General features: G+C 71.8%; 23 protein-coding genes and 1 pseudogene. 10 read left to right on the top strand and 14 right to left on the bottom strand.

What is annotated here, in order from left to right:
* The first annotated feature begins 49 nt into the window (after window positions 1-49).
* The 3 genes and pseudogenes from ASD19_RS07600 (at window position 50) to ASD19_RS07595 (ending at window position 2,921) form a co-directional block, all read left to right on the top strand.
* Entirely contained in the window at window positions 50-1,036 is a 987-nt protein-coding gene (locus ASD19_RS07600) for an IS481 family transposase (protein ID WP_055990510.1), read from the top strand.
* A 25-nt stretch (window positions 1,037-1,061) separates the two neighbouring features.
* A pseudogene (locus ASD19_RS14800) lies at window positions 1,062-1,165 on the top strand (IS481 family transposase); the annotation flags it as partial.
* 79 nt (window positions 1,166-1,244) lie between these two features.
* Complete coding sequence (locus tag ASD19_RS07595; RefSeq protein ID WP_082543049.1) at window positions 1,245-2,921, top strand: tannase/feruloyl esterase family alpha/beta hydrolase; 1,677 nt, start codon at window positions 1,245-1,247, stop codon at window positions 2,919-2,921.
* A gap of 4 nt (window positions 2,922-2,925) precedes the next feature.
* Here the strand turns inward: ASD19_RS07595 and ASD19_RS07590 are convergent, their stop codons facing one another.
* Window positions 2,926-4,806, bottom strand: coding sequence for an ABC transporter ATP-binding protein (locus tag ASD19_RS07590; RefSeq protein ID WP_055990507.1), 1,881 nt, complete (start codon window positions 4,804-4,806; stop codon window positions 2,926-2,928).
* A gap of 44 nt (window positions 4,807-4,850) precedes the next feature.
* Entirely contained in the window at window positions 4,851-6,407 is a 1,557-nt protein-coding gene (locus ASD19_RS07585) for an aldehyde dehydrogenase family protein (RefSeq protein WP_082543048.1), read from the bottom strand.
* Between the two features lie 199 nt (window positions 6,408-6,606).
* Here ASD19_RS07585 and ASD19_RS07580 point away from each other — a divergent pair, with 199 nt between their 5' ends.
* Window positions 6,607-7,281 carry a GntR family transcriptional regulator gene (locus ASD19_RS07580; protein ID WP_235562993.1) on the top strand — a complete coding sequence of 225 codons (675 nt, stop codon included), beginning with the start codon at window positions 6,607-6,609 and terminating at the stop codon, window positions 7,279-7,281.
* A gap of 59 nt (window positions 7,282-7,340) precedes the next feature.
* On the opposite strand, the gene ASD19_RS07575 is transcribed toward ASD19_RS07580, so the two are convergent.
* From ASD19_RS07575 to ASD19_RS07555, 5 genes are read right to left on the bottom strand one after another with little or no spacing between them, the layout of a single operon-like run.
* Complete coding sequence (locus tag ASD19_RS07575) at window positions 7,341-8,597, bottom strand: ABC transporter substrate-binding protein (protein ID WP_055990505.1); 1,257 nt, start codon at window positions 8,595-8,597, stop codon at window positions 7,341-7,343.
* Between the two features lie 30 nt (window positions 8,598-8,627).
* A complete protein-coding gene (locus ASD19_RS07570; RefSeq protein WP_235562992.1) occupies window positions 8,628-9,626 on the bottom strand; it encodes a branched-chain amino acid ABC transporter permease in 999 nt (332 codons plus the stop codon).
* A gap of 14 nt (window positions 9,627-9,640) precedes the next feature.
* On the bottom strand, window positions 9,641-10,522 hold the full coding sequence (locus ASD19_RS07565) for a branched-chain amino acid ABC transporter permease (protein WP_156377135.1): 882 nt from the start codon (window positions 10,520-10,522) through the stop codon (window positions 9,641-9,643).
* 1 nt (window position 10,523) lies between these two features.
* The gene (locus tag ASD19_RS07560) at window positions 10,524-11,234 is read right to left on the bottom strand and encodes an ABC transporter ATP-binding protein (RefSeq protein WP_055990502.1); all 711 of its coding nucleotides are present in this window, start codon (window positions 11,232-11,234) and stop codon (window positions 10,524-10,526) included.
* Entirely contained in the window at window positions 11,221-12,003 is a 783-nt protein-coding gene (locus tag ASD19_RS07555; RefSeq protein WP_055990499.1) for an ABC transporter ATP-binding protein, read from the bottom strand. Before ASD19_RS07555 ends, ASD19_RS07560 begins: the two co-directional genes overlap by 14 nt.
* Window positions 12,004-12,164: 161 nt before the next feature.
* Here ASD19_RS07555 and ASD19_RS07550 point away from each other — a divergent pair, with 161 nt between their 5' ends.
* The gene (locus ASD19_RS07550) at window positions 12,165-12,932 is read left to right on the top strand and encodes a DUF1932 domain-containing protein (protein ID WP_055990497.1); all 768 of its coding nucleotides are present in this window, start codon (window positions 12,165-12,167) and stop codon (window positions 12,930-12,932) included.
* 6 nt (window positions 12,933-12,938) lie between these two features.
* Here the strand turns inward: ASD19_RS07550 and ligM are convergent, their stop codons facing one another.
* Window positions 12,939-14,342 (bottom strand): vanillate/3-O-methylgallate O-demethylase, encoded by a 1,404-nt coding sequence (gene ligM, locus ASD19_RS07545; RefSeq protein ID WP_055990495.1) that lies wholly within the window; start codon window positions 14,340-14,342, stop codon window positions 12,939-12,941.
* A 129-nt stretch (window positions 14,343-14,471) separates the two neighbouring features.
* Here ligM and ASD19_RS07540 point away from each other — a divergent pair, with 129 nt between their 5' ends.
* From ASD19_RS07540 to ASD19_RS07525, 4 genes are read left to right on the top strand one after another with little or no spacing between them, the layout of a single operon-like run.
* Entirely contained in the window at window positions 14,472-15,227 is a 756-nt protein-coding gene (locus ASD19_RS07540; protein ID WP_055990493.1) for a PIG-L deacetylase family protein, read from the top strand.
* Between the two features lie 8 nt (window positions 15,228-15,235).
* Entirely contained in the window at window positions 15,236-15,952 is a 717-nt protein-coding gene (locus tag ASD19_RS07535) for a 4-carboxy-4-hydroxy-2-oxoadipate aldolase/oxaloacetate decarboxylase (RefSeq protein ID WP_055990491.1), read from the top strand.
* On the top strand, window positions 15,942-17,042 hold the full coding sequence (locus tag ASD19_RS07530) for a 4-oxalomesaconate tautomerase (RefSeq protein ID WP_055990488.1): 1,101 nt from the start codon (window positions 15,942-15,944) through the stop codon (window positions 17,040-17,042). The genes ASD19_RS07535 and ASD19_RS07530 overlap by 11 nt, the downstream gene beginning before the upstream one ends.
* A gap of 26 nt (window positions 17,043-17,068) precedes the next feature.
* Window positions 17,069-18,019, top strand: a complete 951-nt coding sequence (locus ASD19_RS07525) for a VOC family protein (RefSeq protein ID WP_055990485.1) — start codon at window positions 17,069-17,071, stop codon at window positions 18,017-18,019.
* Window positions 18,020-18,377: 358 nt separating this feature from the next.
* Here the strand turns inward: ASD19_RS07525 and ASD19_RS07520 are convergent, their stop codons facing one another.
* Window positions 18,378-18,740 (bottom strand): hypothetical protein, encoded by a 363-nt coding sequence (locus ASD19_RS07520; protein ID WP_055990483.1) that lies wholly within the window; start codon window positions 18,738-18,740, stop codon window positions 18,378-18,380.
* Window positions 18,741-18,811: 71 nt separating this feature from the next.
* On the opposite strand from ASD19_RS07520, the gene ASD19_RS07515 reads away from it, so the two are divergent.
* Window positions 18,812-20,212 (top strand): dihydrolipoyl dehydrogenase family protein, encoded by a 1,401-nt coding sequence (locus tag ASD19_RS07515; protein WP_055990480.1) that lies wholly within the window; start codon window positions 18,812-18,814, stop codon window positions 20,210-20,212.
* Window positions 20,213-20,272: 60 nt separating this feature from the next.
* On the opposite strand, the gene ASD19_RS07510 is transcribed toward ASD19_RS07515, so the two are convergent.
* From ASD19_RS07510 to ribD, 5 genes are all read right to left on the bottom strand, one after another.
* A complete protein-coding gene (locus tag ASD19_RS07510) occupies window positions 20,273-21,685 on the bottom strand; it encodes an MFS transporter (RefSeq protein ID WP_055990477.1) in 1,413 nt (470 codons plus the stop codon).
* A 207-nt stretch (window positions 21,686-21,892) separates the two neighbouring features.
* The gene (gene ribH / locus ASD19_RS07505) at window positions 21,893-22,366 is read right to left on the bottom strand and encodes a 6,7-dimethyl-8-ribityllumazine synthase (RefSeq protein WP_055990474.1); all 474 of its coding nucleotides are present in this window, start codon (window positions 22,364-22,366) and stop codon (window positions 21,893-21,895) included.
* Window positions 22,363-23,670 (bottom strand): GTP cyclohydrolase II, encoded by a 1,308-nt coding sequence (gene ribA / locus ASD19_RS07500; RefSeq protein WP_235562991.1) that lies wholly within the window; start codon window positions 23,668-23,670, stop codon window positions 22,363-22,365. Before ribA ends, ribH begins: the two co-directional genes overlap by 4 nt.
* Window positions 23,667-24,407 (bottom strand): riboflavin synthase, encoded by a 741-nt coding sequence (locus ASD19_RS07495; RefSeq protein WP_082543045.1) that lies wholly within the window; start codon window positions 24,405-24,407, stop codon window positions 23,667-23,669. The genes ribA and ASD19_RS07495 overlap by 4 nt, the downstream gene beginning before the upstream one ends.
* Window positions 24,407-25,513 carry a bifunctional diaminohydroxyphosphoribosylaminopyrimidine deaminase/5-amino-6-(5-phosphoribosylamino)uracil reductase RibD gene (gene ribD, locus ASD19_RS07490; RefSeq protein ID WP_055990703.1) on the bottom strand — a complete coding sequence of 369 codons (1,107 nt, stop codon included), beginning with the start codon at window positions 25,511-25,513 and terminating at the stop codon, window positions 24,407-24,409. Before ribD ends, ASD19_RS07495 begins: the two co-directional genes overlap by 1 nt.
* Window positions 25,514-25,546: the final 33 nt, after the last annotated feature.

The following is a 25,546-nucleotide window of genomic DNA, read 5'->3' as shown; positions in this document are numbered from 1 at the left end:
CGGCAGAGTGGAGCTGCTACCGCATCCGCTCTGAACCAGGGAGGTTCTCGTGTCTCACGCTAACGCGGCGCTGACCCCGCGCCAAAGGCTCCGTCTCGCCCAGAAGGTCATCGACGAGGACTGGACGATCGCGGCAGCAGCGGACTACTTCCGGGTGTCCTGGCCAACCGCGAAGAAGTGGGCGCTGCGCTACCTTGAGCTCGGCGAGGAGGGCATGGCCGACCGATCGTCCCGGCCGCACACTCATCCGAACCGGACTCCGCAGCGGCTGGTGAAGAAGATCGTGCATCTGCGGATCCGCAAGCGCCTCGCGGGTCGGTTGGAGATGGCGTCCTCGACCGTTCATGCCGTACTGAAACGTTGCCGGTTGAACCGGCTCTCGCATATCGACGTGAAGACCGGTGAGCCCGCTCGTCGCTACGAGCACGAGGCTCCGGGGGCTCTGATCCATGTCGACGTGAAGAAGCTCGGCAACATCCCCGACGGCGGCGGCTGGCGCTACGTCGGACGGTTCCAGGGCGACCGCAACCGAGCCGTCACAGCCAAGCGCACCGGGAAGCGCGGCATCGCCGGCGACATGGTCACCGGCACCGCCTACGTCCACACCGTCATCGACGACCACTCCCGCGTCGCTTACGCCGAGATCCACGACGATGAACGCGCCGAGACCGCGATTGGCGTCCTGCAGCGGGCAGTGTCCTGGTTCGCCGACCGCGGAGTCCGCGTCGAGCGAGTCCTTTCCGACAACGGCTCCGCCTACCGCTCCCACGCCTGGCGGCACGCCTGCGCCGAGCTCGGCATCACGCCCAAGCGGACCCGTCCTTACCGCCCCCAGACGAACGGGAAGATCGAGCGATTCCATCGCACCATGGCCGACGGTTGGGCCTACGTGAAGCACTACAACAGCGAATCAGCCCGCCGAGCAGCCCTGCCGGCCTGGCTGCACTTCTACAATCACCACAGGCCCCACACCGCGATCGGGAAGCTCCCGCCCATCAGCCGGATCTCAAACAACCTGGCTGGGCAGTACAGCTAGGCGGCCAGGTGCAGGCTGCCGCGGNCGGCCTGGCTGCACTTCTACAATCACCACAGGCCCCACACCGCGATCGGGAAGCTCCCGCCCATCAGCCGGATCTCAAACAACCTGGCTGGGCAGTACAGCTAGAGCGCGCCGGGGGAGGAGCGCCGTCCGGACCCGTCCGCAACGATGCGGGCGTGAACCCTCGATGAGGAGGAACCCCCACATGAAGAGAACACCCCCGACGGTGCTCGCGGCGGCCGCGGCGATCGCCCTGCTGATCGGCGCACCGGCGCCCGCGACAGCCGCGCCGCGGCCCGACATCCCGCAGGTCGCCCCCGCGACCCCCGGCGAGCTGCTCGAGTGCGAGTCGCTCATCGGCTTCGAGTACGAGGCCACCCGCATCACGGCGGCCGCCTTCACTCCCGCCGGGGCGCAGCCCGCCCACTGCCGCGTCACCGGACAGACGAACGAGCGGGTCGGCGAGGACGGTCAGCGCTACGCGATCGGCTGGGAGATGCGCCTGCCCGCCGACTGGGCCGGTCGCTACCTCTACCAGGGCAACGGCGGCATCGACGGCTCCGTCGCCCCGGCCCTCGGGAACTTCACGGGCGGCCAGGAGCGGTCGGGCCTGGCGATGGGCTTCGCGATCATCAGCTCCGACGCGGGGCACACGGGCGCGCAGAACGGTTCGTTCGGCAACGACGGCCAGGCGCGCCTCGACTTCGGCTACAACACCGCGGTGACGCTGACGCCCCTGGCGAAGGCGCTCATCGAGGCGGCGTACGGCCGCGGGCCGGACACCTCGTACTTCGCGGGCGGATCGAACGGCGGCCGCCACACCATGGTCGCCGCCACGCGCCTGGCCGACGAGTACGACGGCTTCCTGCCGGTCGCACCGGGCTTCAACCTGCCGCAGGCCGCGGTGGCGCAGATCGCCGAGGCGCAGCTGTTCAACGCCGTCGCGACGGTGCCGGGCAACCTGAACACCGCGATCACTCCCGCCGAGCGCGCGGTGATCAAGGCGGGCATCCTCGAGCGCTGCGACGGGATCGACCGGCTGCGCGACGGGCTCGTGCAGGACAGCGAGCGATGCGCGAAGTTCTTCGACATCCACCGCGACGTCCCCACGTGCGAGGGCGAGCGCGACGGCACCTGCCTGAGCGTGGCGCAGAAGGACGTGCTCGCCCAGGTCTACGCCGGCGTGACCACCAGCACCGGCGAGGAGATCTACGAGTCGTTCCCCGTCGATGCGGGCATCACGAACGGCGACTGGGCGACCTGGAACCTGTTCATCAGCGTCGCTCTCGATCCGCTGGCCGTGGGCACGGTGTTCATGCCGTATCCGGACTACTCGATCCTCGCGTCGCCGCTGATGGCGGACGTCGACGCCATGGAGGCGGGCATCTACGAGGCCGGCCTGTCGGGCCAGAGCGCGATGGAGTTCATGACGCCGCTCGGGGACGACACCGACTACGACACCCTGCGTGACACGGGGGCGAAGATGATCGTCATCCACGGCGCGTCCGACGCGGTGTTCAGCGCCGACGACACGGCCCGCTGGTTCACGGAGGTCGACAAGGCGTACGGCAACAAGGCGGAGGACTTCATCCGGTACTTCCAGGTGCCGGGCATGGCCCACGTCTCGGGCGGCGCCTCGACCGACAAGGTCGACGCCCTCGGCGCCCTCATCGACTGGGTCGAGAACGGCGTCGCGCCGGATCGACTGATCGCTGAGGCGCGCGCGAACAACGCGGAGGCGATGGCGGCGGGTCTCGCTCCGGGCGCCGAGCGTCCGCTGTGCGTGTACCCGCTGGTCGCGCGCTACGAGGGCGGCGACCCGGATTCCGCCGACAGCTTCGCCTGCAAGGCGAGCTCGGGCAACCCGACCAGCGCCGGATAGCGGCTCAGACCAGCAGCTGGTGGCGGGCGAGGTCGCGATACAGCTGCACGCTCGCCACCAGCTCGCTGTGGGTGCCCTGGCCGATCACGCGGCCGTGGTCGAGCACGATGATCCGGTCGCTGTCGACGACCGTCGACAGGCGGTGGGCGATCACGAGCAGCGTGCGGCCCTCGGCCACCGCGTCGATCGCGTCGCGCATGAGCTGCTCGTTGAGGCCGTCGAGCGACGAGGTCGACTCGTCGAGCAGCAGGACGGGCGGGGCGGCGAGCAGAGCCCGCGCGATCGCGAGGCGCTGGCGCTCGCCGCCCGACAGCATGACGCCGTCCTCGCCGACGGGGGTGTCGATCCCCAGCGGGCCGCGGTCGATCACCGAGCCGAGGTTCACGGCCCGCAGCACGCGCTCGCAGTCCGCGTCGCTCGCGTCGGGGGAAGCGAGGCGCAGGTTGTCGGCGAGCGTGCCGGCCAGCGTCGGGGCGTCCTGCTCGACGTAGCCGAACCGGGAGCGCAGCTCGGTGCGCGACAGCTCGCGCACGTCCTGGCCGTCCAGCTCGATGCGGCCCGAGATCGGGTCGTAGAACCGCTCGATCAGGGCGAGGATCGTGGACTTGCCTGCGCCGCTCGGGCCGACAAGCGCGACGCGCGCCCCGCGCGGCACCTCGAAGGTCACGCCCCGGAGCACGTCGCCGTGCGCGGCCTCGGCGCCCGCCTCCGCCTCGTCGACCGCGCTCTCGTCGAGCGGCAGGTGCGCCTCGAGGGCCTCCTTCGCGGCGCGCTCACGCGCCGCGACAGCGGCCTCCGGGTAGCGGAAGCGCACGTCGCGGAACGCCAGTGCCGGCGCGCCCTCGACCGGTGCGGCCGGACGCGGCTCGGGATCGGCCGCGGTCTCGTCGGGCAGGTCGAGGATCTCCTGGATGCGGCCCAGAGCGCCGAGGGCCTGGCCAACGCTCGTGATCGCGCCGAACGCGGAGGCGAGCGGCATCACGAGCAGGAACAGGAACATCACGAACGTCACGAGGCTGGACACCGACACGGCACCGGACGCCACGCGCATGCCGCCCACGCCCAGCACGACGAGCATCGACGCCTGCAGCGCGATCCCGGCGATCGGCACCACGAGCGCCGACGCGCGCGCGACCTCGACGCCCGCCTCGAACGCCTCCGTCGCCTTGGCCGCGACGGCGCGCTCTTCGCGGTCGGAGGCGCCCGCCGCGCGGATCGTCCGCACGGCGCCGATCGCCCGCTCGACGCCGCTGGTGAGCTCGCCGACGCGCGCCTGCTGCGCGGCCGTCGCGCGCCGCATCCGGCCGCTCAGCGACACGACCGCGAGCACGCTCAGCGCGAGCACGCCCACGATGCTGAGCAGCAGGATCGGGTCGATCACGAGCATCGCGATGAGCGCGCCGGCGAACAGCAGGATGCTGCCGACGCTGTCGGCGAGGCCCTGCGTGAGCACCGCGTAGAGCATCGTGGTGTCGGTGCCGACGCGCGAGACCAGGTCGCCCGTGCGGCGCGCGTCGAACTCGCCGATCGGCAGGTGGAGCAGGCGCGCGATCAATCGGCGCCGGCTCGACAGGACGACCGCGGTGCCGGTGCGCTGCAGCAGGTAGTGCTGGTACGCGCTGACCGCCGACGAGACGATCACGAAGGCGATCAGCGCCACGATCAGCAGCCCGAGGGGCTCGCTGTCCTGCACTCGCGCGATCACCTCGCCGATGAGGAGCGGCTGGATGAGGGTCGTCAGCGCCGCGATCACGCTCAGGATCGACACCCACACCAGCACGCGCTTGTGCTCGAACACGAACGGCAGCAGCTGGCGCACGGTGGCGCGGGGGCCGTCGTCCCTCGCGGGACGGGCGAACGGGCTGCGGCGCGGTGAATCGGACATCGTGTCCTATTCTCTCGCGACCGCAGCCCGCTCCGTTCCGCCTCTCAGTGCGCCATGGCCTTCAGCGCCTCCTCGTCGAGCACCGCGATCGAGCGGGTGTCCTGGAAGGCGCGGACACCCTCGATGCCCTGTTCGCGGCCGAAGCCCGACTGCTTCATGCCGCCGAACGGCGCGCGGAGGTCCAGGCGGGTGGCGCCGTGGTCGTTGACCCAGACGTAGCCGCACTGCAGCTGCGCGCCGATCCGCTGCGCGGTCCCCGGATCGGCCGTCCACACCGAGCCGCACAGGCCGCCCCAGGTGTCGTTGGCGGCGGCGATCGCCTCGTCCTCGGTGTCGAACGGGATGAGAGGGATCACGGGGCCGAACTGCTCCATGGTGACCACACGCAGCGACGGATCCGGATCGATCACGAGCGCCGGTCGCAGGAAGTTGCCGCCTGCGAGTTCGCCGCCGGGCAGCTCGCCGTACTCGCGCACCTCGGCCCCCGCGTCCTTCGCCTCCTGGATGATCTCCTCCACGAACGCCTTCTGCGCCGGCTGGTGCAGCGGGCCCATCGTGGTGCCCTCGTCGAGCCCGTAGCCGAGCTGCACCTTCTGCAGCCGCGCCTCGAGGCCGGCGACGAGCTCGTCCAGCCGCGAGCGGTGCACGTAGACGCGCTTGGCGTTCATGCAGATCTGGCCGGTCGTGTCGTAGATGGCCGCGAACAGCCGGTCGAGGTGCGTGTCGTCCAGGATGGCGTCCTCCGCCACGACCGCCGCGTCGTTGCCGCCCAGCTCGAGCGTCACGCGCGTGAGCGTCTTGGACGCCATCTCCATCATCCGCTTGCCGCCGTTGACGCTGCCGGTGAAGCACAGCTTCGCGACATCCGGGTTCTGGATGAGCCCCGCCATGTTCTCGTCCTTGCCGGTCACGATGTTGAGCACGCCCGGCGGCAGCTTCTCGGCCACGCGCTGCACGACGCGCGCCGTGGCGAGCGGGGCGGAGGGCGGCGGCTTCACGATCGCGGTGTTGCCCGCCAGGAGGGCGTGCGGCAGCGAGGCGCCGAGGATCGCGATCGGCCAGTTGAACGGCACGATGATCGTCGTCACGCCCAGCGGCTGGTAGCCGACCTGCGTCGTCACGGGGATGCCTGGTGCAGGCTCGAGCACCTTGCCCTGGTCGACCTCGTCCGCCAGGGCCAGCGCGAGGTTCCAGCGGATCTCGAACACGAGCGCGTCGATCCACGCCTCCATGCGGATCTTGCCGTTCTCCTGCGACAGGATGGCGGCGTCCTCGTCGCGGTCGTCCGCGATGCCGGCGATCGCGTCGGCCATGGCCTTGGCGCGCTCCTGCGCGGAGAGCGCGGACCACGCGGGGAACGCGGCCTTCGCGGCCGCCACCGCGTCGGCGACGTCCTGCGGCGACGCGGCCGCGGCCTCGCCGACCACCGCGCCCGGCTTGCCGGGGTCGGCGATCTTGAGCGTCTCTCCCGTGAACCGCTCCTCGCCGCCGATGTAGAGCCCGGTTCGTACGGCCGACTCGGTCGCCGTGCCGACGTCCGTGTCGTTCGCCGGGCCGGATGCCGCGTCCGTGCTGACCACGGCGTTCTCGGTGTCCGTCATGGGATCACTCACCTCTCTGTGGGATCGCGCTGGGGGGATCACGCCGGCCGCCGAGCGCCGCGGCGTGTATCGCCCAGTCTCATCGGGGCCGAGCGGCACGACAAGGGTTGTCGCCAATATGTGGGACGATCCTGGCGGTTGCGGCGAGAATGAGCGGGAGGGGCATGGTCGCGCCCCGGAGACCGCGCGAGGAGGAAGCGTGCCGACCACCACCGAGCCGCAGACCGCGGGCGTCGAGGGCGCCGCCCGCCCCGCCGCCGCCGAACTGACCGACCGCATCCGCGAGGCCCTGCTGAGCGGCGACTTCGCGCCGCATCAGCGCCTGATCGAGGCCGACCTCAGCGACCGCTTCGAGGCCAGCCGCGCGTCCGTGCGGACCGCCCTGATGAACCTCGCGGGGGAGGGGCTGGTCGAACGGCTGCCCAACCGCGGAGCCCGCGTGCGCGCGATCACGGTCGATGAGGCCATCGAGATCGTCGAGGTGCGCATCGGGCTGGAGGTGCTGTGCGCGCGGAAGGCCGCCGAGAACCTCACCGAGGAGGACGCGTCGGGCCTCGTCGACCTGCGCGAGCGCATCCAGGCCGCCGTCGCGGCGGGCGATCTGGTCGGCTACGCGTCGCTGAACCAGGAGATGGACCGGCGCATCCGCGACATCAGCGGTCACGCGACCGCGACGCGCCTGCTCGAGCGGCTGCTGGCCCAGTCGGCCCGGCACCAGTTCCGGCTCGCGTATCACCCGGGCCGCGTGAACCAGTCGGCACCCGAGCACATCGCGATCATCGACGCCGTGCTGGCTCGCGACGCCGATGCCGCGGCCGAGGCCACCCGGCGCCACCTCGAGGGCATCATCGCGCTGCTGTCCGACATGCGCTGATTCCCGGCGGCGAGGGGCGCCCGGTGGGGGGTTCCCGCCGGGCGCCCTTCGTCATCCGATCAGTCCTCGAACGTCTCGGCCTCCGCGTAGCCCTGGCCGTTGTAGCGCTGGACCACCACGGTCGACACGGCCGGCTGCCCGTCCTGCGTCGTGTCGATCGACGTGCCCTCGAGCATCAGCGGCGCAGTGAACCCCGAGATGCCCTGCAGCGCCTCCATGAAGCTCTCGCGCGTGGGCTCCTCCATCGCGGCGAACGCCTCCTGCAGCGTCGCGCCGACCATCCAGCTCCACATGCAGTGCGGGAAGTCGGGCGTCGTGGTGTAGTCGCCCGAGTGCTCCTCGAGCGCCGCGAGGAACGTCTTGACGTCCTCGTCCTCGGCGAACGCGGGGCTCTGGGGCGCCTTGGCGAACGACACCGAGTAGTAGCCGTGCTCGGGGTCGGCACCCGCCGGCCCGAGGATCGCCACGGGGCTCGACGTGTTCGACGGCAGGAACCAGCTCGGCTCCCAGTCGAGCTCGCGCGCCTTCTCGATCGACGAGATCACCAGCGGGGTGATCGACATGGCGTTGAAGAACACGTCCGCGTCGGTCGCGGCCAGCTCGGTCAGCTGCGCGTCGACCGAGGTGTCGGTCGCCTCGTACGTGAGCTCCTTCACGATCTCGATGTTGTCGGCGCCTTCGACGGCGGTCTTGAAGCCCTCGACGTAGCCGGCGCCGTAGTCGTCGTTCTGCGACAGGATGGCGACCGTGAGGTCCTCTCCCGACGAGGCCAGGAGCTCGCCGAACGCCTCGCCCTCGTTCTGGTAGATCGGCACGAAGCCGAGCTGCCACGGGCTCTCGGTGCGGTCGCTGAAGAGCGGGTCGCCCGTCATGACGAGCACCTGCGGCACCTCCTCCTCGATCGCGGCCTCGCGGTAGGCGCGGTTGGTGGGAGTGCCGAGGCCCGACGTGAACGCGAACACGTCCGCCTGGTTCTGCTGGAAGTTCGACAGCGCCTTCTGGGGGTCGTACGCGTCGTCGAACGCCTCGATGACGACCTCGCGCGTCTTGCCGTCGCCGAACTCGACCGGCCCGGTCTCGCCGAAGTAGGCGACGAGACCCGCGACCGTGCAGTTGCCCGGCCCGGCCGTCGCGCCGCTGAGCGGCGTCGTGACGCCCAGCGTGATGGTGTCGTCCGTGATGCCGGGGCTGGCGGCCGAGCCGCCGTCCCCGCCTCCGGTGCCGCCGCCGTCGGCGCCTCGCGCACAGCCGCCGAGGGCGAGCGCGAGGATGGCTCCGCCGGCGACGATGCCGAGGGCTCTGCTGCGCATGTCCATGCTGACCTTCTCTCTTGTGGGGGGTGGGGATTACGTGGGGGAGCCGGGTTCCTCCGGTGCATGCGCGCCGTGCTCGCCGCCGCGCCGGCGCAGCAGCCGACGGATCACGCGGGGCAGGCTCACCACGCCCCCGGGCAGGACGAACAGCACGACCAGCAGGATCGCGCCCTGCAGCAGCGAGGTGAGGGTCGCGTCGATCTCGTTCGTGACGTTGGGCACGAGCACGTAGTAGGCGCCGCCGATGAGCGAGCCGACGATGCTGGCCGCGCCGCCGATCACCATCGACGCGAGCAGGCTGATCGAGTGGTGGAACGCGAGCGTCTCGGGGGACGTGTACTGCACGACCACCATGTAGAGGAATCCGCTGACCCCGCCGATCATGGCGGCGATCGTGAACGCCATCACCTTGTAGCGGTACGGCGAGATGCCCATCGACGACGCGACCGCCTCGTTCTCCTTGACGATCGCGAGCGCCCGCCCGAACTTGCCGCGCACGAGATTGCGGATCAGGAGGAACACGACGGCCGTGATGAGCAGCACGAGGTAGTACTGCCACTGGTCGTTGGCGAGGCCCGACCAGTCGGGCGCGGAGGAGAACCGCGCCGACGTGCCCTGCGATCCGCCGGTCCACTCGGCCAGGCGCTTGGCGAGCGGGACGCCGATGATCGGCAGGGCGATCGTGACCATCGCGATCGCGAGTCCGCCCAGCCGCGCCGCGGCCAGCGCGACGACGTAGCCGGAGAGGCCGGGGAGGAGGACCGCGAGCGCGAACACGAGGAGGATGTTCCAGTCCTGGTTGACGCCGTACGCGGTGACGTAGGCGCCGAGGCCCAGGAAGAAGATCTGGCCCAGGGACACCTGGCCGGTGTAGCCCATGATGACGTTCAGGCCGAGGACGGCGACGGCGAAGACCCCGACCCGTGCGAGGGCCTGGTTGGTGGCGACGTCGAAGTTGAGCGGCGCGAGGATCAGCGCGAGCGCGATCACCGCGCCGACCGCGATCCGCACCCAGCCCCTGCTCCACAGCATCTTGAGGCCCCCCATCAGACACGCACCACGGTCTTGCGCCCGAACAGGCCCTGCGGCCTGATCAGCAGCACGACGAAGAGCAGGATGAACGGCACGGCGATCTTGAGATCGTGGCCGATGAAGGGCACGTACACGGCGGCGAGGTTCTCCAGCACGCCGATCAGCCATGCCGCCACCACGACGCCGATCGGGCTCGAGGCCCCGCCGAGGATCACCGCCGCGAGCGCGTAGACGAGCGCGCCGTCGAGCATGCCCGGTGTGAGGGACAGGCGGGGCGCCACGAGCGCGCCCGCCACGGCGCCTAGCGCGGCCGCCAGGCCCCATCCGACCATGAGAAGCCGCCCTACCGGGAGGCCCGAGAAGGACGAGGACCGGGGGTTGTCCGCCACCGCGCGCAGCGCCAGCCCGACCTTGGTGCGCTGGAACAGCAGCTGGAGCAGCACCATGATCGCGGCGATGGTGAGGAACGTCCCCAGCGAGCGCCAGCTGATCGCGGCGCCCAGCAGCGGGAACGAGTCCGGCGGGAACAGCGACGGGAACTGCAGGTTGTTGTACGACCAGATCCAGCCGCACACGCCCGTGATGAGGGTGAGCAGGCCGATCGTCGCCACGACGGCGGTGTCGGGGTCGCCGCCCTCGAACCGCCGGATCAGGAAGCGCTCGACGACGGCGCCGAGGGCGAACGAGATCGCGACCGCCGCGAGGATGGCCAGTGGCAGGGGGAGGCCCAGGCCGAGGAAGGCGTACGCGAGGTAGCCCGACAGCACGGCCATCCCGCCCTGCGCGAAGTTGATCATGCCCGTGGACTGGTTGACGATGACGATCGCGAGCGCCAGCGCCGCGTAGATCGACCCCATGGCGAGGCCGTCGACGACGAGTTGGATGAAGGTGCCCACGTCAGCCTCCCAGGTACGCCCGGCGGATCTCGTCACGGCCCCTCAGCTCGGCCGACGTGCCGGTGAGCACACTGCGGCCGGTCTCGAGCACCGTGGCGGTGTCGACGATCCCGAAGGCGAGGTTCGCGTTCTGCTCGACCACGAGCATCGCGATGCCCGACTCGAGGCGCAGGCGCCGGATCGCGTCGTACACGTTCTTGGCGGTGCTGGGCGCCAGTCCGAGCGACGGCTCGTCGAGCAGCAGCAGGCGCGGCCTCGCCATGACGGCGCGGCCCACCGCGAGCATCTGCTGCTCGCCGCCCGACAGCGCCGACGCGTTCGACCCGATGCGCTCGTGAAGATTGGGGAACAGGTCGAGCAGGTAGTCGATGTCGCCCGCGATCGCACGGCGGTCCTTGCGCAGGTATGCGCCGACCAGGAGGTTCTCGCGGACCGTCAGGTTGGGCAGCGTGCCGCGGCCCTCGGGCACGTGCGCGATTCCCCGGGCGGCGACCTGGTCGGGGCGCAGGCCGCGGATGCTCTGTCCGTCGAACACGATGCCTCCGCCCGTGCGCACCACGCCGCTGATCGCTCGCAGGGTCGTGGTCTTCCCGGCGCCGTTCGCGCCCAGGATGCCCACGGCCCCGCCGTCCGGCACGCTCAGCGACACCCCCTCGAGCACCTGCACGGGCCCGTACGAGGCGGTCACGTCGGTCAGCTCAAGCAGCGTCATCCGCCGCCTCCTTGCCGATGTAGGCCTCGATCACGCGGGGATCGGCCTGCGCCTCGGCCGCCGTGCCCTCCATGAGCTTGCGGCCGTGGTCGAGCACGACCACGCGGTCGGTGAGCGCGGAGATCAGGCCCATGTGGTGCTCGACGATCACGATCGTGATGTCCTCGTTCGCGCGCAGGTCCCGGACCGTCTCGATGAAGCGCTGCACCTCGCCGTGCGACAGGCCGGCGGCCGGCTCGTCCAGCAGCAGGAGACTCGGCCGCATCAGCAGCGCCCGGCACAGCTCGACGCCCTTGTGCAGGCCGTGCGAGAGCTCGTCCGCGGTGAGATGCGCGGCCCAGCCGAGGCGGTGCTTCTCGAGGAGCGCGAGTGCCTCCTCGCGCAGCTCCCGCTCACGCCGACCGGTCGGAGGCACGCGCAGGGACCAGGCCAGCGGGCCGGCCGGCAGGCGGGTGTGGCCGCCGAGCAGGACGTTCTCGAGCACGGTGGCGTGCAGCTGCAGCGCCGGGTGCTGGAACGTGCGCGCGAGGCCGTGGCCGGCCAGGCGTGACGGGTGCGATCCGCTGACCTCGGCGCCGTCGATCGCGATCGACCCGGATGAGGGGCGGTAGTGACCGCTGATGCAGTTGAACAGCGAGGTCTTGCCGGCGCCGTTCGGGCCCACGAGACCGAGGATCTCGCCGGGCTCGACCGTGAAGCCCACGTCGTGCAGCACCGTCACGCCGCCGAAGCGGAGGTTCACGTCCTGCAGGGTGAGTCGAGCGGCCATCGCTCCTGTCTCCTGTGCGTCGGGTCGGTCGTCCGGAGCGATCCCGCGGTTGTGCCGCGTCGGGTGGGAGCGTCGGTGCTCCGGTATCGGAAGGCTATGGATATAGGTACCTGGTGTCAACAATCGTGGCGCGAATCGTTACCGGGTCGTACATTGACGCCATGACGCGCATCGCGGTGATGGGGCTGGGCGAGGCGGGAAGCCGATACGCGCGGGGCCTCGCGGCCGCCGGCGCCGAGGTCGCGGGGTACGACCCCCACGTCGTCGTGCCGGGGGTGGGGCAGCGCGATCGGCTGGCGGAGTGCGTCGACGGCGCCGAGATCGTGCTCAGCCTGGTCGGAGCGCGGGCCTCCGTCGAGGCCGCGCGCGACGCGGTCGCGTGGATGGCGCCCGGGACCCTGCTCGCCGATCTCAACACGGCGGCGCTCGAGACCAAGCGCGCCGTGGCCGAGGTGGCCGCCGCGGCCGGCATGCGCGTGACCGACGTCGCCGTGCTGGCGCCTGTGCCGCGCGCGGACCACCGGACGCCGCTGCTCGCCAGCGGTGGCGCCGCGGAGGAGTTCGCGGAGCGGATGCGCCCGTTCGGCGTGCCGGTCGACGTCGTGCCGGGCGGCATCGGCGCCGCCGCCCGCCTGAAGCTGCTGCGGGCGACCTTCATGAAGGGGCTGGCCGCGCTCGTGCTCGAGAGCCTCGGCGCCGCGAGGGCCGCCGGCGCCGAGGGCTGGCTGCGCGCGCAGATCGCCGCCGAGCTGGGGCCCGACGGCGACGCGGTCGTGGACAGGCTGGTCGCCGGCACCTACACGCACGCCGAGCGACGCGAGCACGAGATGCGCGACGCCCTGGCGCTGCTCGACGAGGCCGGCGTGCCGGCGGACATGACGCGCTCGACGCATGCCTGGCTCCAGCGCATCCTCGCCGAGCGCGCCTGACCCGCCTCAGAGTGCGCCGGTCGAGCGCCAGCCGCCGTGGTACTCCGTGCGGGCGGTCTCCGCGTAGGGCACCGGGCTGACGACCGCGCGCACCTCGATCTGGTGGTGCGGCTCGACCGTGGTCTTGCCGGAGCCGCCGTCCGGCTCGCCCCAGATCACGCGGACCTCGGCGCCCTCCGGCACGTCGCGGTCCACGGTGGCGAGTGACAGGCCCCGCTTCTCGTTCGCCGTGACGCCGGTGAACAGGGAGAGCCCGACGACCTTGCCGTCCGCGTCGATCACGGAGTCGAAGTTGCTGGAGCCGTAGTTGGCGTTCGGCAGGTCGAAGAACTGGTAGCCGTCGCCGTCCCGGTCGAGGACCGTCGTGAGGATCTTGGCGAGGTCCTCGTCGTTCCACGCGAGCGTGACCTTGCGTCGCTGCCGTTCGGGCTCGATCTTCTCGAGGGCGTCGCGGCCGATGAAGTCGTGGTCGAACTTGACGAACGAGCCGTAGCCCAGCTCCCAGGGATTGAGGTAGTAGTCCTCGATGTCGTCCGAGACGAAGGATCCGGCGACCGCGTTGATCGCCTCGTAGCTCGTGACGGGCAGCCACTCGCGGTAGCGGCGCTCGGCCTCGCTCGAGTAGATCGCCGGCAGCGGGGAGGGGATCCATCCGGACTCGAGCGTGTTCGACGAGTAGGCGCGCGATCCGCACGGCTCGATCCCGAACTCGGCGCCCGCCTCGAGGATCGCGTCGCGGATCAGCATGTGGTCCTCGTACGGGCCCCACAGCTCGAGCCCGGGCGCGCCCGCCATGCCGTGGCGCAGGGTGCGGACCTGGCGGCCCGCGATCGGGAGGTGGCCCATGTGGAAGAACTTCACCTGCTCGAGCGCGCCGCCGTTCAGCTTCTCGATGATGTCCCACGCGCGCGGGCCCTGGATCTGGAAGCGGCAGCACTCCCGGTGGACGGCCTGGCCGTACGGGCGCGAGGGGGAGCGGTCGTCGTAGCGGAACTCGACGTCGTACCCGCCCGTCTCGGCGTGGAACTGCAGCCAGTTCGCGACCGGTGCGCGGCCGACGTACACGTAGTCCAGCTCGGCCTCGTGGAACAGGATGCCGTCGCCGATGACGCCGCCGTTCGAGGCGACCGGCACGAACTGCTTGGCCGTGTCGACCGGGAAGTTCGCGAAGCTGTTGATGCCGGTGTCGCTGAGCAGCCTCAGAGCGTCGGGGCCCGACAGGAAGAAGTTCACCATGTGGTGCGTCTGGTCGTAGAGGACCGCGGTCGTGCGCCAGGCCTTCTGCTCGCGCCGCCAGTTGCTGAACTCGCTGGGCACCACCGGGTAGATGTAGGTGCCGAGCCGGGAGTTCCGCAGCATCTCGACCGTGTCGCCGTGCTCGTCGAGCAGCTCCTGCAGGTTCTGCGCCATGAGGCTCCTTCGCCGTCGCGTCTGATGTCACCAGGATTGTAGACATTATCTTGACCACCGCACCAGGGGATGGTTCACTGGGCACGCGGAATGCATAATCCCGGGCCCCGAGATGAAACGGATCACCGCATGGCAGAGACAGAGCCGTCGCTTCTCGTCGTGAGTGCGCACGCCGGAGACTTCGTCTGGCGTGCGGGCGGGGCGATCGCCGCGGCCGCGCTGCGGGGCGAGCGCGCCACGGTCGTCTGCCTGTCCTACGGCGAGCGCGGCGAGTCCGCCAGCCAGTGGCTCGCGGGCAGGGCCCTCGACGAGATCAAGGCGGTCCGCCGCGAGGAGGCCGAGGCGGCCGCCGCGGCGCTGGGCGCCGACATCGAGTTCCTCGACCTGGGCGACTACCCGCTGATCGAGAGCCCCGAGGCCGTGCAGCGGCTGGTGGACGTCATGCGCCGCGTGCAGCCCACCGTCGTCCTCACGCACCCGCTGTCGGACCCGTACAACGGCGACCATCCCGCCGCCGCGCGGATGGCCCTGCAGGCCCGCGTGCTGGCGCAGGCGATCGGCGTGGCGAACTCCGACGGGACGTACCCCGCGAAGGACGAGATCATCGGGGCGCCGCCGGTCTTCTTCTTCGAGCCGCACCAGCCCGAGCAGTCCGACTTCAAGCCGAACGTGCTCCTCGACATCACCGAGGCCTTCCCCCGGAAGAAGGCGGCCATGGAGTGCCTGCCCGCCCAGAAGCACATGTGGGAGTACTACACCGCGCTCGCCGTGCGCCGCGGCGTGCAGGTCAGGCGCAACGCCGGGCCGAACCTGGGTCTGCCCCACGACACCATGGGCGAGGCGTACATGCGGTACTACCCGCAGGTCACCTCGGTCCTCGACTGAGGATCCGCATGAGCGCCCTCGGAGTGGTCGTCACCGACATCGCACGCGCCGACGCGGCGGTCGTCGACGCGCTCGCCGCGCACGGCGTCGCGACCGTGCACGAGGCGATCGGCCGCGTGGGACTGGCGGGCCCGTCGATCCGGCCCATCCAGCAGGGGGCGCGGGTGGCGGGCACGGCCGTGACCGTGCTCAGCTGGCCGGGGGACAACCTCATGATCCACGCCGCGATCGAGCAGTGCCGGGCCGGCGACCTCCTCGTCGTCGCGACCACCTCGCCGTCCACCGATGGCGCGTTCGGCGACCTGTTCGCCACCGCGCTCAAGGCCCGCGGCGTGCGAGGCCTCGTCACCGCGACCGGGGTGCGGGACACGCAGGAGCTGCGCGACATGGGCTTCCCCGCGTGGTCGAACGGCGTGCACTCCCAGGGGACCGTCAAGGCCACGGCCGGGTCGGTGAACGTGCCCGTCGTGATCGACGGGATGCTGGTCCATCCTGGCGACGTGGTGATCGCGGACGACGACGGCGTCGTATGCGTGCCGCGTGCCGGCGCGGAGACGGCGCTCGCCGCGGCCGACGCCCGCGTCGCGAAGGAGGACGCGGACCGTGCGGCCTACGGCAGCGGCGCCGAGCTCAGCCTCGACCGCAAGGGGCTGCGGCCGCTGCTCGCCGACCTCGGGGTCACGTACGTCTCGCAGGCCGAGTACGAGGGCTCGGATGGCCGCTGAACCCGGCATCCGCTGCCTGCTGATGCGCGGCGGCACTTCGAAGGGCGCGTACTTCCTGGCGTCCGATCTGCCGGCCGACGTCGCCGGGCGCGACGACCTGCTGATGCGGATCATGGGCACGCCCGACCCGCGGCAGATCGACGGGCTGGGCGGCGCGCATCCGCTCACCTCGAAGGTCGCCGTGGTCTCGCCGTCGGAGAGCCCGGACGCCCACGTCGACTACCTCTTCCTCCAGGTCGGGGTCGACGATGCCTTCGTGACCGACCGGCAGAACTGCGGCAACATCCTGGCCGGCGTCGGCCCGTTCGCCGTCGAGCGCGGACTCGTGCCGGCGGGCGGCGAGCGGACGAGCGTGCGCATCCGGATGGTCAACACCGGCGGGGTCGCGACCGCGACGTTCGCCACCCCGGGAGGGGTCGTCGACTACGACGGCGACCTGACCATCGACGGGGTGCCCGGCACGGCCGGCGCCATCACCCTCGACTTCGAGGGGACCGAGGGCTCATCCACGGGCGCGCTCTTCCCGACCGGCGCCGTCGCCGACGATGTCGACGGCGTCCTCGACGACTCCCCGCTCACCGTGACCTGCGTGGACAACGGGATGCCGACGGTGCTGATCCGCGCTGCCGACCTGGGGCTCGTCGGCACGGAGGCTCCCGCGGTCCTGGAGGCTGACACGGCGCTCAAGGAGCGGCTGGAGCGGCTGCGTCGCGCGGCCGCCGAGCGGATGGGGCTCGGCGACGTGTCTGAGGCGACCGTGCCGAAGCTGGTGCTCCTGAGCGAACCGCGCCGCGGCGGCGCGATCGCGACGCGGAGCTTCCTGCCCCACCGCGTGCACACATCGATCGGCGTGCTGGGCGCGCTCACCGTCGCGGCGGGTGTGCTGGCGGAGGGATCCATCGGCCATGCGCTCGGCCGGATCCCCGACCCCGGTCGCCCCTTCGTCGTGGAGCATCCCACGGGGCACTTCGACGTCGACGTGGCGCTGACCCGCGGCCCCGACGGCGCCGCCCACGTGATGCGCTCGGCGGCGCTGCGCACGGCCCGCCGCATCTTCGACGGAACCGTGTACCCCCGGCCCCGCACCTGAGCCCCGGCTGTCAGAGAGGACACCACATGACAGACTCCACCGTCTTCGACGTCGCGCACCTCGCCAACGTCGAGCTGTTCACGCCCGAGTTCGAGAAGAGCCGATGGTTCTTCGAGGAGCTGCTCGCGATGCGCGTCGTCGCCGAGCACGGCGACTCCGTGTACCTGCGCACGTGGGACGACTACGAGCTCTACACGATCAAGCTCACCGCGCGGGAGCAGGCCGGGGTCGGGCGCACGTCGTTCCGCGCCATCAGCCAGGAGGCGCTCGTGCGACGCGTCGCGGCGATCGAGGAGATGGGGCTCGGAGACGGTTGGGTCGACGGCGAGGTGGGTACCGGCCCGACCTACCGGTTCCACGACCCCGACGGCCACGAGATGGCGATCTACTACGAGACCGAGCGCTACGTCGCAGGCGACGAGGACCGCCCCGCGCTCAAGAACCAGGCCTCGCGGTTCCCCGGGCGCGGCGTCAACGCCCGCCGCATCGACCACATCAACTACCTCGCCAAGGACGTCGAGGCCAACGGCGAGTTCCTCGCGAAGGCGCTCGGGATGCGGGAGTCCGAGCGCATCCGGCTCGACAACGGCCGCTTCGCGGCGTGGTGGTTCCACTTCTCGCTCAAGTCGTACGACGTCGTCTACAGCGACGACTGGACCAAGCACGGCAACCGCCTGCACCACATCGCGTTCGCGCCCGACACGCGCGAGGACATCCTGAAGGCGGCCGACATCTTCCTCGAGAACGGCATCCACATCGAGTCGGGCCCGCACAAGCACGCCATCAACCAGACGTTTTTCCTGTACGTGTGGGAGCCGGGCGGCAACCGGATCGAGTTCGCCAACGCCGGTGCGCGCCTGCTGTTGGACCCCGACCAGCCGGTCGTGGAATGGTCGGAGGCCGAGCGCCGCAAGGGCCAGGCCTGGGGCATGAAGACCATCGAGACCTTCCACACCCACGGCACGCCTCTTGTTTAGAACCGGTCGCACGCGTGCGGGCGCCCCTTCGGGGGCCCTTCGCGAGCAAGGAACGTCGCTTCGCTCCGTTCGGCAGCGCTTCGCGCTGCGATTGGTCGCTTCGCTCCACGCTCGCTTCGCTCGCACGGCGGTAAGTGAGCAGGGTGTGTATTGGTCGTTGAGCGGAGGCGCGCCAGCGCCGGAGTCGAAACGGGCTGAGCGAGCGGAGCGAGTCGAAGCCGACGCTCCGGTTCCGTTGGTCGTTGAGCGGAGGCGCGCCGGCGCCGGAGTCGAAACGGGCTGAGCGAGCGGAGCGAGTCGAAGCCCGACGACGAAGCGGCCGCCCCATCCGGGAGCGGCCGCTTCGTGCGTCGAGGCGTCACCAGATGACGGCGAGACCCGCGTTCAGCAGCGTGAGGGCGCCGATCAGCCAGAAGAACGCCGGCGGCACAGGGCTGCCCTTCTTGGCCCGGCTGGTGCTGATGCCGATCAGCGCGCCGATGATCACGAGCACGACCAGCTTGATGCCGATCTTCATGTAGTTCAGCTCGCCGTCGCCCAGGCCCCACGGCGCCGACAGCACGAGGCCGGCCAGGAATGCGAGGCCGAGGCCCGCGTTCATGAGGGGCGTCGCCTGGTACCGCTTCGCCGCGGCCTCCACGGCCCACGACCCGAACAGGATCGCGAAGCCGGCCAGGTGCACCAGAACGACGATGTCGCGCAGAGTCTCGAGGAAGTCCATGCCCTCACGCTATCGCGGTCGTCGTGGTCGGTCACCGGCCCATCCGCCCCCGCCCGGCGTAGCGTCGGAGCATGACGGTGCGCGAGACGGATGTGGTGGTGATCGGGGCCGGGCCGGTCGGCGAGAACGTGGCCGACCGGGCCGTGCGAGGCGGGCTCGAGGCGGTGATCGTCGAACGGGAGCTGGTCGGCGGCGAGTGCTCGTACTGGGCGTGCATGCCCTCCAAGGCGCTGCTGCGCCCCGGCGCAGCCCTGCGGGCGGCGCGAGCGGTGCGAGGCCTCAGCGGCGGGGAGCTCGACCCGGCCGAGGTGCTGCGACGGCGCGACGCGTTCGCGGCCGAGTGGGACGACTCGGGTCAGGTGCGCTGGCTCACGGGCGCAGGCATCGACTTGATCCGCGGGCGGGGCCGCGTCGCGGGGGAGCGGCGGGTCGTGGTCGAGGGCGACGGCGGCGACGTCGAGCTGGTCGCGCGGCATGCCGTCGTGGTCGCGACCGGGAGCGAGCCGCACATCCCCGACATCCCGGGGCTGCGCGACGCGCGCCCGTGGGGCAGCCGCGAGGCGACGTCGGCCCGGGCCGTGCCCGCGCGCCTGGCGGTGATCGGCGGCGGGGTCGTCGCGGTCGAGGTGGCCACCGTGTTCGCGGATCTCGGCAGCGAGGTGACGCTCCTCTCGCGCAGCCCCCTGCTCCACGAGCTCGAGCCGTTCGCGGGGGAGGCCGTGCGCGACGCCCTGCGCGAGCGCGGCGTCCAGGTGCGGGAGGACGCGCAGCCGGCGGAGATCGCCCGCACGGACGACGGCGCCGTGCGCATCCGGCTCGAGGACGGCGACCTGCTCGCCGACGAGGTCGTCGCCGCGACCGGCCGGCGACCGCGCCTGGACGGCATCGGCCTCGACGAGCTGCTCGATGACCGCGGTCGCCTCGGCGTCGACGACACGATGCGGGTGCGCGGAACCGACTGGCTCTACGCCGTGGGCGAGGCGGCCGGGCGGGTCCTCCTCACCCACCAGGGCAAGTACGAGGCGCGCGCGGCTGGGGACGCGATCGCGGCCCGCGCCCGCGGCGAGCGGGTCGACGACGCGCCGTGGGGCCGGCACGTCGCGACGGCCGACCACGCGGCCGTGCCGCAGGTGGTCTTCACCGACCCGGAGGTCGCCTCGGCCGGTCTGACCGCGGCCCAGGCCGAGGAACGGGGCCTGCGCATCCGGGTGGTCGACTACGAGCTCGGCGACGTGGCGGGCGCGGGGCTGATCGCCGACGACTACGCGGGCCGGGCGCGCGCGGTCGTGGACGAGGACCGCGGCGTCCTGGTCGGCGTCACGCTCGTGGGGCCGGGGGTGGGGGAGCTCATCCACGCCGCGACGATCGCGATCGCCGGGGAGGTGCCGCTCTCGCGGCTGTGGCACGCGGTGCCGGCGTACCCCACGCTCAGCGAGTTCTGGCTGCGGCTGCTCGAGGGCTACGGCCTCTGACGCCGGAGAAGAGGCGAGGCCCCACGGATGATCCGAGGGGCCTCGCCGATGCGCGGGAGATCAGGGAAGGATCTCGACGGCGTCGTAGTCGACGTCCTTGGTCTCGCGCGACAGGATCAGCGCCACGAGCGTGAGGACGCCCGCGCCCGAGAGGTACAGGCCCACGAGCCACGGGTTGCCGCCGCCGGCCGCCCACAGCACGACCGCGACCATCGGCGCCAGGGCGGCACCCAGGATCGAGGACACGTTGTACGCGACGGCCGAGCCGGTGTAGCGGACATGGGTCGGGAACAGCTCGGGCAGCAGCGCGCCCATGGGGCCGAACGTCGAGCCCATCAGCGCGAAGCCGAGGATCAGGAAGAAGATCACCAGCGGGCCGGTCGCGGCGCCCTGCGGCAGCAGGAACACCGGGAAGAGGGCACCGAACACGATGATCCCGATCGTGACCGCGATGAGCACCTTACGGCGGCCGAGGCGGTCGGCCAGCGGGCCGGCCACGATCGTGAAGATGCCGAAGAACACGACGCCGACGATCTGCATCAGGACGAACTCGACGTAGGTGAAGCCGAGACCGGGCACCCACGGGCCGCTCGCGGCGGCGTCGTAGCCCTCGGGGGCGGCCTGCGCCTTGGTGCCGTACGACAGCATGAAGCTCGTCAGCAGGTAGAACAGCACGTAGGTCGCCAGCATGATGAACGTGCCGAGGATGAGCTGCTTCCAGTAGCGGCGGAACGTCTCGCCGAGCGGGAAGCGCTTGATCGCGCCCTGCTTCTGCGCCTTCTCGAAGCTGGCCGACTCGACGAGCTTCAGGCGGACCCAGAGGCCCACGATGACCATGACGGCCGAGAACAGGAACGGGATGCGCCAGCCCCACGCGAGGAACGCCTCCGAGGGGGCGCCGTTCTCGCCGGGCATCGAGAAGTTGATGATCAGGAACAGGCCGTTGGCGATGATGAAGCCGATGGGCGCGCCCAGCTGCGGGAACGTGCCGTACAGCGCGCGCTTGCCCGCCGGGGCGTTCTCGGTCGCGACGAGCGCGGCGCCCGACCACTCGCCGCCGAGCGCGAAGCCCTGCGCGAGGCGCATGATCAGCAGCAGGAACGCGGCGAACCAGCCGATGGTCTGGAAGGTCGGCAGCAGGCCGATCAGGAACGTCGCGATCCCCATGGTCAGCAGCGACGCGACGAGCGTCGCCTTGCGGCCGAAGCGGTCGCCGAAGTGACCGAACACGATCGCGCCGATCGGGCGGGCGACCATGGCGGCGCCGAACGTCGCGAACGACGCGAGCAGCGCCGTCGTCGGGTTGCCGGTGGGGAAGAAGAGCGCGGGGAACACGAGCACGGCGGCCGTGGCGTACGCGTAGAAGTCGTAGAACTCGATCGTGGTGCCGACCAGGCTCGCGGTGATCACGCGCGAGCGCGAGTTCACCGGCTGGGAGGCGGGACCCGAGGGGGTCTGAACAGCGGTGGTCATGGACATGCCTGTCTGAGGTGACGGAACGGACGGGTATCGCACGGCCCTCTCGGCCGCAATGCAAACCCAAAGTCTATGCGCGTAGGGATGTCACTTTCGCTCGGTTCATCGGATCGTCCCCCGTTCGCGCTGAGCACTTCGCACAACGATGAGCGAAGGCCCCGCAGATCTGTGCGATCTGCAGGGCCTCACTTGCGTCTCGAGGTGTCAGGCGCGGAGCTCGCGCAGCGTGAGCGCCGTGCGCAGGGCCGCGTCCGCCGCCTCCGCGCCCTTGTCCTCCTTGGAGCCGGGCAGGCCCGAGCGCTCGATCCCCTGCTCCTCGTCGTCGAGCGTGAGCACGCCGAAGCCGACCGGCTTGCCCGTGTCGAGCGCGACGCGCGTGAGCCCGTCGGTCGCGGCCGAGGAGACGAACTCGAAGTGCGGCGTGCCGCCTCGGATGATCACGCCCAGCGCGACCACCGCGTCGGCGCCGGCCTCGAGCGCCGCCTTGGCGACGACCGGGAGCTCGAACGATCCCGCCACGCGGATCAGCCGGTGCGTGGCGCCCGCGGCCTCGAGCGTGCGCTGCGCCCCCGCGATGAGCGCCTCCGTGATGGTCTCGTGCCACGTGCCGGCGACGATCACGACCTCCAGGCCGGATCCGTCGAGTCCGGTGCGCTCCGGTGCTCCCTTGCCGCTCATCGTGCTCCCCCTTCGTGCATGCGCGCGATCGCGTCGGCCAGCTCGTCCTCGCCGATGATATGACCCATGCGGTCCCGCTTGGTCTCGAGGTACTGGTGGTTGTTCGGGCCGACGCCCACGATCAGCGGCACCTGCTCGACGACGTCGAGCCCGAAGCCGCGCAGCTGGGCGACCTTGTCGGTGTTGTTCGTGAGCAGCCGGATCCTCTCGATGCCGAGATCCGCGAGGATGCCGGCGGCCGCCGCGTAGTCGCGCGCGTCGGCGGGGAGGCCGAGCGCCGTGTTCGCGTCGACTGTGTCGAGGCCCCGCTCCTGCAGCGCGTAGGCGCGCAGCTTGTTGATGAGCCCGATGCCGCGTCCCTCGTGGCCGCGCATGTAGATCACCACGCCGCCGTCCTGCTCGATCGCGTCGAGCGCGGCCTCCAGCTGCGGACCGCACTCGCACTTGAGCGAGCCGAACGCCTCGCCCGTCAGGCACTCGGAGTGCACGCGCACGAGCGGCGCATCGGCCGAGAGATCGCCCGACACGACGGCGATGTGGTCGGTGCCGGTCTGGCGGTCCTTGTAGGCGAGGAAGCGGAAGGTGCCGTGCGCGGTGGGCACCGTGGCATCGGCGCGCAGGCTCACCTGGCGACGGGTCGCGGGGCGCTCGGCGCCGCGGGGGTCGATCTCGTCGAGGTGGGCGATCAGCTGCTCGATCGTGATGACCGGGATGCCCTCGCGCCGGCCGAGCTCGATGAGCCCCGGCATCCGCATCATGCTGCCGTCCTCCGCGACCAGCTCGCCGATCACGGCGACCGGCTCCAGGCCGGCCAGGCGCATCAGCTCGACAGAGGCCTCCGTGTGGCCGGCACGGTCGCGCACGCCGCCGGGGACCGCGCGCAGCGGCAGGATGTGACCGGGCCGGATCAGGCTCTGCGCGGTCGAGGCCGGGTCCGCGAGCACGTTCAGGGTGTGCGCGCGGTCGGCGGCGCTGATGCCGGTCGTCACGCCCTCGGCGGCGTCCACGCTCACGGTGTACGCGGTGCCGCGCGCATCCTCGTTCGTCTCCACCATGGGCGGCAGGTCGAGGCGGTCGGCGACCTCGTGCGGCATGGGCGCGCACAGGAAGCCCGACGACCAGCGCACGGCCCACGCGATCCACTCGGGCGTGGCCAGCTGCGCGGAGAGGACGACGTCGCCCTCGTTCTCGCGGTCCTCGTCGTCGGCCACGATCACGGGGCGGCCTGCGCGGAGCGCGTCGAGCGCTTCCTCGATCGTGGCGAGGCTTCCGGGCGCCAGGCCCTCGGCGGTCTCGGCGGTCACTGGGCGCCTCCTTCACGGCGGGTGCCCGCGGCGGGAACCGGGGCGAGGGACGGGTCGAGCACGGAGTAGTCGGCGGCGGGCACCTCGGTGGTCGCGAAGGACCAGGGCGCCCGCTCGGGGGCCGGGGCCGCGGCGCCGAATGCGAGCAGACGCTGCACGTGGCGCGCCAGGATGTCGGTCTCGAGGTTCACGCGCTCGCCGGCGACGCGGTCGCCGAGGGTGGTGGCCGCGAGCGTCTCGGGGATGAGCGACACCTCGAACCACGCGTCGGCGACGCCGGCCGCGCTCACCGCGCTGACGGTGAGCGAGACGCCGTCGACCGCGATCGAGCCCTTGTCGACGACCAGCGGGGCCAGGTGGCCGGGCAGCGCGATCCGCACGACGCGCCACTGCGCGCCGTCGCGCACCTGGCGCACGATGCCGGTGCCGTCGATGTGGCCCTGCACGATGTGGCCGCCGAGGCGGCCGCCGGCCGCCGTCGCGCGCTCGATGTTGACCGGCGTGCCGGGGATGGCGGCGTCGAGCGTCGACATGTCGAGCGTCTGCCGCATCACGTCGGCCGTGAAGCCGTCCTCGGTCCAGCTGACCACGGTCAGGCACACGCCGCTCACGGCGATCGAGTCGCCGTGCGCCACATCGACCACGGCGCCCGGCGCGTGCACCGTGAGGCGCACGCCGTCGCCCGACGGCTCGACGGCCGTGATCCGGCCGATCTCCTCGACGATCCCGGTGAACATCAGCTCTCTCCTTCGGATGTCGCGGCCGGGTCATCCGGATCCGCGAGGTCTTCGCCCTCGGCGACGAACAGCGTGTCGGGGCCCAGCGGGATCCGCTCGATCACCCGCAGACGGTGGGCGCGGTCGATCGACGGCACCCCGACGTCGGTCAGCGCGACGCGCGGCCCGCCCAGCAGCACGGGCGCGACGTACGCCAGCACCCGGTCCGCGAACCCGGCCGCCACGAAGGCGCTCGCCAGGGTGGGGCCGCCCTCGATGAACACGCGGTGCAGGCCCCGGTCCCACAGGTCGTCCAGCACGAAGGCAAGGTCGTGGGTGTCGTAGAACAGCGGCTCGTGCGGATGGCGCCGCAGCGCGGCGTCCGGGGGAGTCTCGCGGGCGCCGATCACGACCGGCACGGGCTGCTCGGGACGCAGCAGGTCGCCGTCGCGCGCGGTCAGCGCGGGGTCGTCGGCCAGCACGGTGCCGGTGCCGACCACGATCGCGTCCGCCTGCGCCCGGCGCACGTGCACGTCGGCGCGAGCCTCGGGACCGGTGATCCACTGGCTGGACCCGTCGGCGGCCGCGGCGCGGCCGTCCAGGCTCTGCGCCCACTTCACGGTGACGTGCGGGCGGCCCAGGCGGGTCGCGGTCAGCCACGGCTCGATGAGTGCGCGCGCCGCGTCGGCCAGTACGCCGGCCTGCACGTCCACGCCGGCGGCCCGCAGCCGCTCCGCGCCTCCGCCCGAGACCTCGCCGGGGTCGTCCAGCGCGTAGACGACGCGGGCGACGCCGGCGCGCAGAAGTGCCTCGGCGCACGGGCCGGTGCGGCCCGTGTGATTGCAGGGCTCCAGAGTGACCACGGCGGTCGCGCCGCGCGCGCCGCCCTCGGGCAGCCGCGAGAGGGCGTCGACCTCGGCGTGCGGGGTGCCGGCGCCGCGGTGCCAGCCCTCGGCGAGCACCTCGCCCGTGGGCGAGAGGATGACCGCGCCGACCTGCGGGTTGCGGCTGCGGGGTCCGCGCAGGGCGAGCTCGAGCGCCCGGGCCATCGCGCTCTGCTCGGCGTCCGAGACCGGCGCGGTCGGGGACTCGAGGGCAGAGCGGGGCTCGTCGGGGCTGTGCGCCATGCGACCCTCCTTCAGAACACCGGGGTCGCGAAC

This window comes from Microbacterium sp. Root53 (genome assembly GCF_001426925.1).
GTDB lineage: Bacteria > Actinomycetota > Actinomycetes > Actinomycetales > Microbacteriaceae > Microbacterium.
The sequence above is the reverse complement of the archived record's forward strand: the minus strand, read 5'-3'. Positions and strand labels throughout refer to the sequence as shown.